At 37.8% G+C, this 9629-nt stretch carries 8 protein-coding genes and 1 rRNA gene; 5 read left to right on the top strand and 4 right to left on the bottom strand.

Going from position 1 to position 9629, the window contains the following annotated elements; all coding sequences use genetic code 11:
- Window positions 1–243 precede the first annotated feature (243 nt).
- From EIY84_RS11260 to EIY84_RS11250, 3 genes are all read right to left on the bottom strand, one after another.
- Window positions 244–456, bottom strand: coding sequence for a heavy-metal-associated domain-containing protein (locus EIY84_RS11260; protein WP_124643227.1), 213 nt, complete (start codon window positions 454–456; stop codon window positions 244–246).
- Window positions 457–468: 12 nt separating this feature from the next.
- On the bottom strand, window positions 469–2892 hold the full coding sequence (locus tag EIY84_RS11255) for a heavy metal translocating P-type ATPase (protein WP_124643225.1): 2424 nt from the start codon (window positions 2890–2892) through the stop codon (window positions 469–471).
- Between the two features lie 78 nt (window positions 2893–2970).
- Entirely contained in the window at window positions 2971–3537 is a 567-nt protein-coding gene (locus tag EIY84_RS11250) for a helix-turn-helix domain-containing protein (protein ID WP_241154789.1), read from the bottom strand.
- Between the two features lie 120 nt (window positions 3538–3657).
- Here EIY84_RS11250 and EIY84_RS11245 point away from each other — a divergent pair, with 120 nt between their 5' ends.
- From EIY84_RS11245 to sucC, 4 genes are all read left to right on the top strand, one after another.
- Window positions 3658–4989, top strand: coding sequence for a hydroxymethylglutaryl-CoA reductase, degradative (locus tag EIY84_RS11245; RefSeq protein WP_124643223.1), 1332 nt, complete (start codon window positions 3658–3660; stop codon window positions 4987–4989).
- 7 nt (window positions 4990–4996) lie between these two features.
- The gene (locus tag EIY84_RS11240) at window positions 4997–5380 is read left to right on the top strand and encodes a DUF423 domain-containing protein (protein WP_124643221.1); all 384 of its coding nucleotides are present in this window, start codon (window positions 4997–4999) and stop codon (window positions 5378–5380) included.
- Between the two features lie 51 nt (window positions 5381–5431).
- On the top strand, window positions 5432–6286 hold the full coding sequence (locus tag EIY84_RS11235; RefSeq protein WP_241154788.1) for a DMT family transporter: 855 nt from the start codon (window positions 5432–5434) through the stop codon (window positions 6284–6286).
- Between the two features lie 220 nt (window positions 6287–6506).
- Complete coding sequence (gene sucC, locus EIY84_RS11230; RefSeq protein WP_124643219.1) at window positions 6507–7700, top strand: ADP-forming succinate--CoA ligase subunit beta; 1194 nt, start codon at window positions 6507–6509, stop codon at window positions 7698–7700.
- Between the two features lie 51 nt (window positions 7701–7751).
- Here the strand turns inward: sucC and EIY84_RS11225 are convergent, their stop codons facing one another.
- Complete coding sequence (locus tag EIY84_RS11225; RefSeq protein ID WP_124643217.1) at window positions 7752–8585, bottom strand: mechanosensitive ion channel family protein; 834 nt, start codon at window positions 8583–8585, stop codon at window positions 7752–7754.
- Between the two features lie 832 nt (window positions 8586–9417).
- On the opposite strand from EIY84_RS11225, the gene EIY84_RS11220 reads away from it, so the two are divergent.
- Window positions 9418–9629 (top strand): 16S ribosomal RNA (locus EIY84_RS11220); the annotation flags it as partial.

The raw sequence follows: 9629 nt of genomic DNA, 5'->3' as shown, positions 1-9629 counted from the left end.
ATTCTTTTGCATAGAGAAATTTGTAGTTATTTTTCCTCTAATATACTGAATACCAGTCTTTTAAACAAATAATTAACGCCTTTTTTTAAAGGTGTTTATCGATTTTTTTACTTTAAACAAGTTCAATTGTTTGCAAAAATGTTGCCAAAATAAAAATCCCAAAAATTTTAAACATCCTCAAGGTTGCATTTAGGGCTTTTACGATATAAAAAAAGCGAAGCCTTTTCGACTTCGCAATTCTTATTAATCAATCTTTTCACATTTGAAACCGGCTTTGTTTACGGTTTCTATGATGGTTTCTGCATTTATATTTTCAGCTTTTACCGTTAATATTTTTTCAGGATTGTCCGTATCTACAGACCATTCTTTTATTTCTTTGATGTTGTCCAAATGCGGTTTTACCGAACCTATGCATCCACCACAATTGATGTTGGTTTTAAATTGAAATTGTTCCATTTTTTATTTATTTTAAATTGTTATTTTTTTCCATTTTAATCTAAGACTGTTGCTTACCACACTTACGCTGCTCAGTGCCATGGCTGCCCCTGCAATCATCGGGTTCAGTAAGAAACCATTCACAGGATATAAAATTCCTGCCGCCAAAGGTATGCCGATAACATTATAGATGAAGGCCCAAAAAAGATTTTGTTTTATGGTGCTTACCGTTTGTTTGGAAAGTTCAATCGCCTCCGGGATTTTGTTTAGGTCAGAAGAGATAATCGTCATTTTGGCAACATCCATAGCGATATCGCTGCCATTGCCCATGGCAATTCCTACATCGGCGGTAGCTAAAGCTGTACTGTCGTTGATGCCGTCGCCCACCATGGCTACCACTTTTCCTTCTTGTTGAAGCTTTTTAACAAAATCGGCTTTGTCTTGAGGCAAGACTTCTGCCAAGAAATGATCGATCCCCACTTGCTTAGCAATTTGTTGGGCTGTTGCTGGGTTGTCTCCAGTGAGCATGTGAACTTCTATACCCATTTTTTTTAGTGATGCTACAGCATGTTGCGAAGTCTTTTTCACCTGATCCGAAATGCCAACAACGGCCAAAACCTGCTTGTTATCGGCAAAGTAAATTACGGTTTGTGCGCGATTCAACCATTCTTCGGCTTTTATTTTTAAGTTTTCAGCAAGTGAAATTTTGTTTTCGTGGATCAGTTTAAGGTTACCTACCCAATATTTATGGTTTTCATATTCTGCCACCACACCTTTTCCGGTGATGCTTTCATAATGTGTAAAATCCAAAACTTCTTCTTTGGGCAGATGCTGAACCACGGCTTCGGCCAGTGGATGTTCGGATCTTTTCTCGATGGAGTAAAGGATGTTTTTGTGGGTGTCGTCGTTGTTTAACCAAAAAATGGAATTAACCACCGGTTTTCCTTCGGTTATGGTTCCGGTTTTGTCCAAGATGATGGCGTTTATTTTTTTGGAAACCTCCAAGCTTTCAGCATCTTTTATAAGAATACCTTTTTCAGCACCTTTGCCTACCCCAACCATAATGGCGGTTGGTGTTGCCAATCCCAAAGCACAGGGACAGGCGATCACCAAGACGGTAACGGCAGCCATCAAGCCCTGTACCCAAGCGTTTTCTCCACCGAAAATCAGCCAAATAAAAAAGGTAATAATGGAAATGCTGATGACGGTTGGGACAAAAACGGAAGCAATTTTATCGACCAATTTTTGTACAGGAGCTTTGCTGCCTTGTGCGTCTTGCACCGATTTTATGATGTGGGAAAGTAAAGTTTCGCTCCCAATTTTTTCCGCTAAAAACTCAAAACTTCCTTTTTGGTTAATGGTTCCTGCGAAAACTTTGTCGTCCGTTTCTTTTAAAACCGGTACGGGTTCTCCACTGAGCATGGACTCGTCCACGAAAGAATTTCCACTAACCAAAGTTCCGTCCACAGCTATTTTTTCTCCAGGTTTTACCAATATTCGATTTCCAATCTGTACATTTTCTATCCGGATGGATTTTTCATTGCCTTCATTATCGATGATGTTAATGGTTTTTGGTTGCAGTCCCATCAGTTTTTTTAGGGCTGTTGCTGTATTGTCTTTGGCTCTGCTTTCCAGCAATCTTCCCAAAAGGATGAAGGAAATGATGACTGCTGCTGCTTCAAAATAGACATGCGCATGTATTCCTTTGGAATGAAGAAAATGAGCGAAAATCATATTGAAAATACTGAAAACATAAGCAATTCCGGTACTTAGAGCCACCAAGGTATCCATGTTGGCCATTTTCAGTTGGGCTTGTTTCCAGGTGTTCACAAAAAAATCTTTTCCGTACCAAAAAACTACGGGTGTGGTCAGAATTAGCGAAATTTCATTAGCAAAAGGCATGTTCATAAAAAACATTCCGATTATGGAAACCGGAAGGGTCAGCAATACGGAGCCAATGGTTTTTCTTTTTAAGGCTTGATATTTTTTATGTTGAAGATCTTCTAAAAGCTCTTGTTGGGTGTTTTCATCTTCAATCAACATGTCGAAACCGATGGCTCTTAGCGCTTTTTGCATCTCGAATGGATTGGTTTCGTTTGGGAAATATTCCACAGTAAGGGTGGTGCTGGCAAAATTAACCGAAGCCGAAAGTACCCCACGAAGATTTATAATGGCCGTTTCGGAACTTCCTGCGCAAGATGCACAAGAAAGGTTGAGTACGGGAAAATTTTTCTTGACGAGCGTGACACCATAACCCAAATTTTTTATAGAATCTATGGCTTTTTCAACGGTTTCGTTTTGGCTGAATTCTATAAAAGCTCTTTTGTTGTTCAGTTCGATGTGGTGTTTTTTTACATCTTCAATTTGACTAAGGCCTTTGTCAATAATCAGTGCGCAATGTTCGGAATTGACATTTTCCAAAGGGATATACAGTTGCTTGTTGTTATGTGCAGTCATGATTTTTATTTTGAATGACAAAGTTGAGGCTTTGTTATTGCAAAAGCATTGTAATTTTTTGTAATTCTTGTGTAAGATTTAGACTTTGTCCAAAGGGGTTCTCTTGTTTATTTTAATGGTCTTGAAATGGCTGGGACTAAGCCCTGTAATTTTTTTGAACTGATTGCTAAGGTACGCCGTACTAGAGTAATTCAGAAGATTGGCAATTTCTTTCAGGCTCAATTCGTCATAAACCAAGAGTTCTTTTACCCTTTCTATTTTTTGTGTAATGCTGTATTTTTCTATGGTGATGCCTTCGATATCCGAGAAAAGATGGGACAGGTACGAGTAGTCTTGCTGAAGGGTGTCGCTCAAATAATCCGAAAGATTCGTTTTTAGGTCCATTGAGTCGTGATGTACCCAAGCAATGATTTCCGTTTTTATTCTCTCGATTATTTGCCCTTTTTTGTCGTTGATCATTTCAAAACCCAACGATTCTATTTTTTTGGAAAAGGCTTTTTCGATTTTAACATCCATTTCAGCTTCCAATTCAACTTCGCCTAATTTCACGGATTTGTAGGGAATTTTCATCAAGTCCAATTCTTGCTGGATTACCATGATACAGCGATTGCACACCATGTTTTTAATATAAAGGGTTTTGGGCATGATTTTTTTTATTTGAGAAATTCAAATTTACGGCTATTTTTAATAGTGACGAACTTATCATGACTCTTTGGTTGCCCAACCTTCTTTTTTACTTATATTTGATACTTCAAATTTTCAAAAATGAATCATCAGCCGATTGAAGGGTTTTCTAAACTCTCAAAACAACAGAAAATAGATTGGTTAGTATCCGAATATCTTAGTGACGACCGTAGTTATCAGCAAATTTTAGAACAATATTGGAACAACGATCACTTGTTGCAGAAATTGCATGAAGAGTTTTCGGAAAATACCATTTCCAATTTTTACATGCCTTACGGGATTGCACCAAATTTTTTAATAGACGGTAAACTGATCGCCCTTCCTATGGCGGTTGAAGAGAGTTCTGTGGTGGCAGCGGCATCAAAATCAGCAAAGTTTTGGTTGGAAAAAGGAGGATTCAAAACAACCATCATCAATACCAAAAAATTGGGTCATACACATTTCATCATGAATGTGGAATCCCATAAATTGCAGCATTTCTTTAATTTTAAATTGAAGGCCAAGTTGATGGAAGCTACCGAAGGCATTACGGCCAACATGAGAAAAAGAGGCGGCGGAATCCTGAACATTCGCTTGATCGACAAGACGGAAGAAATGGAGAATTATTTCCAACTGAAAGCCAGTTTCGACACCGTAGATTCCATGGGTGCTAATTTCATAAACTCGTGTCTGGAGCAGTTTGGGAAAACATTGAAGGCGGAAGTGGCTCTAGAAGAAGACTTCAGCCAAGAGGAAAAAGATTCTTTGCAAATCGTGATGAATATCTTGTCCAATTTTACCCCAGATTGTTTGGTAAGAGCTGAGGTTTCGTGCCCAATTTCCGAACTAAAAGACGACAGCGGTATTTCTAATGAAGAATTTGCAAGAAAATTTAAACAAGCCGTAACCATTGCCGAAATCGAGCCGTATCGTGCAACAACCCATAACAAAGGAATTATGAATGGGGTAGATGCTGTGGTAATTGCAACAGGAAACGATTTTCGAGCGACGGAAGCGTGTGCACATGCCTATGCTTCGAGAAGTGGAAAATATTCTTCACTTACCCATTGTTCTATAGATAACGATGTTTTCAGGTTTTGGATCGATTTACCCATTTCTGTTGGAGTGGTAGGCGGTTTGACCAATTTGCATCCTTTGGTAAAGTTTTCCTTGGCCTTGCTTGGGAAACCTTCGGCTCAAGAACTGATGAGTATTTTGGCCGTGTCCGGATTGGCACAGAATTTTGCAGCCCTTCGTTCTTTGGTTACCACCGGCATCCAAAAAGGGCATATGAAAATGCATTTGTTCAATATTCTGAATCAGCTGGGAGCAACGGAAGAAGAAAAACACTATTTCGTGAATTTTTATAAAGACAAAACCGTAACCCACCACGAAGTCATTGTAGAATTTAATAAATTGAGAGAATCAAAATAAAAAAAACATGAAAAAAATAACTTTAATAAGTGGTGCTTTTTTGGGTTTACTATCCATTGTTTTAGGAGCGTTTGGAGCACACGCCTTCAAGGCCATTTTAACGGTAGAAAAGTTGCAGAGTTTTGAAACCGGAGTACGATACCAAATGTATGCAGCATTGTATCTTATCATCATCGGATTTATTTTAAATTTTGAATCCAATGCAGAAAAATGGATTTCAAGATTGATGCTTTTGGGTGTTTTCTTTTTCTCATTTAGCATTTACTTTTTGTCTTTTCAAGATGTTTGGGGTGTAAGTTTGAAATTTTTAGGTCCCATAACCCCATTGGGCGGTTTGTTGATGATTTTATCTTGGGCAGGTCTGCTTTTAAACTTTGCAAAGAAAAAATAAAACTCTAATCAGCCCTTGCCATTTAGGCAGGGGTTTTTAAATTTCGCTCAGGTGTCCAGATCCAATCTTTCCCTTTTTGTAGGGATTTTATGCATATCCATTTTCCCAGTCATCATCCGCATGAACCTTAGTTCCGGATTGATTTCTGCTTTCTATCGCATGGCAATTGCTTTTGCGATCCTGTTTCCTTTTGCAATTTATTTTAAAAGATGGAAAATTCAGAATACGAAAACGATACTTCCCATTGTGATTTGTGGGATTCTTTTTGCTTTGGATATTGCCGTGTGGAATGTTTCCATTCAAAATTCATCTGCAACACAAGCCACTTTGCTTACCAACCTTTCGCCAATTTGGGTGGGGATTTTCTCGTTGATGTTTTTTAATCGAAAGCCCTCCAAATCTTTTTGGATGGGTGCAACGGTTGCGTTTGTAGGCGTTTTAATATTTTTGAATGTTCAGAGTGTTTCTAATTTCCACCTGGATCAGGCATTTTTTTTGGGTGTGCTTTCAGGGATTTTCTATTCATTATATATATTGGTCAGTAAATCCGTCTTGGAAAAAGTCAATGTTTTAACATTTGTTACCTACAGCATGATGGTTAGCTCCCTGGTATTGTTGGCGATTAATTGGGCTTTTGACGAAGCTTTTTTCGGATTTTCTTGGCAAGCGTGGGCAGCACTTTGGGTTCAGGGATTGGTTTGTCAATTGCTGGCATGGCTGCTGATCAGCTATTCGACACAGAGGATGTCGGCAACAAAAGTCTCCTTAAGTTTGCTCAGTCAGGTGTTTTTTGCTTCTGTTTTTGCCATGCTTTTTATCGGTGAAAACATCACGATTCAGCAAATTATTGGTGGACTAATCATCTTGTTGGGGATTGGGATAACTTTTACAAAATCGAAAGAATAATTGGTCTGATTGCCTTCGTTTTCATCATGAAATTACTTGAAAACAGTTTCTTTTTTTATACCAATTTTTTTATTGAATTTAGGTCAGGTGAAATATTATTTTACTTCAAATGTTCTGGTTTTTAGAATTTTAGAAATAAATTTATTTTATGAACATCATTAACCAACTTTTTTGTAATTTTGTCAATCTTTAAAAATGTAATAATTAATATTAAAATAGTATGAATCTTCACGAGTATCAGAGTAAAGAAATTTTATCAAAGTACGGAGTTGCAATTCAAAGAGGTTTCGTTGCCAATAATGCGGACGAAGCCGTAGAAGCTGCAGGAAAATTAAAAGAAATGACCGGTAGCGAAGGCTGGGTGGTGAAAGCTCAGGTTCACGCAGGTGGTCGTGGTAAAGGTGGAGGGGTGAAGTTTTCACCAAACATCGATAAATTAAAAGAAAACGCACAAAACATCATCGGAATGATGTTGGTAACTCCACAAACTTCTGCTGAAGGTAAATTTGTGAATTCCGTTCTTGTTGCTGAAGATGTGTACTATCCAGGTGAAACTGAAACTAAAGAATTTTATGTTTCTATCCTTTTGGACAGAGCTCAAAATAAAAATACAGTAGTATATTCTACCGAAGGTGGGATGGATATCGAGCATGTTGCCGAAGTAACTCCACACCTTATCCATAAAGAAACCATCGATCCTGCTTTGGGATTGCAAGGTTTCCAAGCTAGAAAAATTGCTTTTAACCTAGGTCTAGAAGGCAATGCGTTCAAAGAATTTACAAAATTCATCACAAGTCTTTACAATGCGTATGTAGGTATCGATGCTTCTTTGTTCGAAATCAACCCGGTACTTAAGACTTCAGACAACAAAATTATTGCTGTTGATGCTAAAGTAACTTTGGACGATAACTCATTGTACCGTCACAAAGATCTTGCCGAACTTAGAGATAAGAGAGAAGAAGATCCTATGGATGTTGAAGCTGGCGAGGCCGGTCTTAACTTTGTTAAATTGGACGGTGATGTTGCATGTATGGTAAACGGTGCAGGTCTTGCAATGGCTACCATGGACATGATCAAACTTTCTGGCGGTAACCCAGCAAACTTCCTAGATGTTGGTGGTACTGCAGATGCACAAAGAGTGAAAACGGCTTTCGATATCATCCTAAAAGATGCAAATGTGAAAGCGATTCTTATCAATATTTTTGGAGGTATCGTAAGATGCGACAGAGTAGCTCAAGGTGTTGTAGATGCATATAAAGAAATCGGACAATTCCCAGTTCCATTGATCGTAAGATTGCAAGGTACAAATGCCGAGGAAGCTAAAAAGCTAATCGACGAAGCAGGTCTTCCAATCCATTCAGCTATTACTCTAGAAGAAGCTGCAGGTAAAGTAAAAGAAGTATTGGCGAAATAATTTTGTCAAAACAAACAATAGAAAAGCCATCCAAAATCCGGATGGCTTTTTTTATGCATTGGTGTTGGTATCGGTTTTTATACCTTCAGTATCCAATTTGGATTTTAACCTAACAATGGTCTCGCTTTTTACTTTTGCAAAATTTTCCCCTTGTTTCATCCAAAATTTAACTTGTAAAATGAACATTCCCGATTGTTGTTTTATAAATAAAACTTCAGATTTTTCAGGACTGTCGTTATAAGGTATGGTTTGCACCTCTTCCATAAGTGTCTTTTTCGATTTTTCAAGATTCTCACTCGTCGGAATTTCAAATTCAATAATAACCTTTCGTTGTGACGATGCCGAAATGTTAATAAAAGGCGAATCAAAAATCAATTGATTCGGAATATAGACTTTTTTCCCCTCGTCGTTTATGACTTTAGTCGTTAGGAAACCAATTTCCTCCACCACACCGGTTATCCCTTTTATCGAAACTTGATCGCCAACTTTAAAAGATTTGTCAATCCCAACCAACATCCCCGAGAAAATTGAAGAAACCAAATCCTTCAACGCAACCCCGGCAATAATACCTGCAACACCCAAACTTCCAAGAAATTTCATGAAAAAACCATTCAGCCCCATAACTTCAAGGGATACAAACGATCCGGCCAAGATAATTACAAACCGAAAAACACCTACCATTGCAACTATTGTGTCCTGATTTCTTCCTTTTGGAAAAGTTTTTTCAAATATTTTTACAAAAAAACGACTCAAAAAACGACTCAAATAAAAAGTAATAACGAAAATCAATAACCCCACAATAAAACCAGGAGCAAAATCAACCAACTTTACCAACCAATTTTTTGCCGAACGATACACCAAATCCATATACACAATGTCCTCCATAAAATACATTTTTAGCAAAAGTAAATTATATAGTAGAAGTACAGCTAAAATTTAGCTCTAATTTTTCTCTTTTTTATTTGGGCACCTTATCCGCCCTCCGTTCCCGCTTTTTTATTTTTTTGCAACCAAGCAACCTTCAAAAGCAAAAAAAATAAAAAGAGCTCCACTCAGGTCGGGGTGCGACATCTCACTCATCTAATATTCTAGATTAACAAATTAACGAATATTCAACTTCACCCTCCTTCAAGGATTCACTATCCTTGAAGGAGTTAATTCAGCCCCACCAATAATTTCCCACCATTCAAAGCAATCTTACATCCCCATCAGCCATCCACCAAACACCAAACACCAAACACCAAAAACTAAAAAAAAGGCCATCACAATCAGCGAGTTAAGAAAGATTTAAAAATAAAATAGGCGAAACGCTTGTTATTTAACATAATCTTTCTACTTTTGCAGTCCCGAAAGAGAGGGAGCGCAGAAGCAAAACAGACAGATAAGTTGACTTAAAAAAATAAGAAAATAAATTTGTCCATTACAAATAATCGTTTTACCTTTGCAGTCTCTAAAAAGAGGCGCAGGAGTAAAGATGGGATAAATTGAGATAGCAATCGTTCTTACGAAAAAGAGTTTGAAAAAAAATCAAAATTTATTTTGTCAGGTTAAAAAAGTTTATTACTTTTGCACTCGCAAATCGGAAGTCGCTGAGACAGCGAAATAAGAGGAAGCGAAAAGAGAGAGATCATTGAAATACAAGATACAACCAAAATAAAAGTAAGGAAAAAACTAAAGCGTCAAAAACTTTGAGTGAGTCGAACAAGGAAACAAACATACAATGGAGAGTTTGATCCTGGCTCAGGATGAACGCTAGCGGGAGGCCTAACACATGCAAGCCGAGCGGTAGAGATTCTTCGGGATCTTGAGAGCGGCGTACGGGTGCGTAACACGTGTGCAACCTGCCTTTATCTAGGGGATAGCCTTTCGAAAGGAAGATTAATACCCTATAATATATTGATTGGCATCAATTGATATTGAAAACTCCGG

The organism is Amniculibacterium aquaticum, assembly GCF_003852705.1.
Classification (GTDB): domain Bacteria; phylum Bacteroidota; class Bacteroidia; order Flavobacteriales; family Weeksellaceae; genus Amniculibacterium; species Amniculibacterium aquaticum.
Note: the sequence above shows the minus strand (reverse complement) of the source record. Positions and strands in the feature narration are given on the sequence as shown.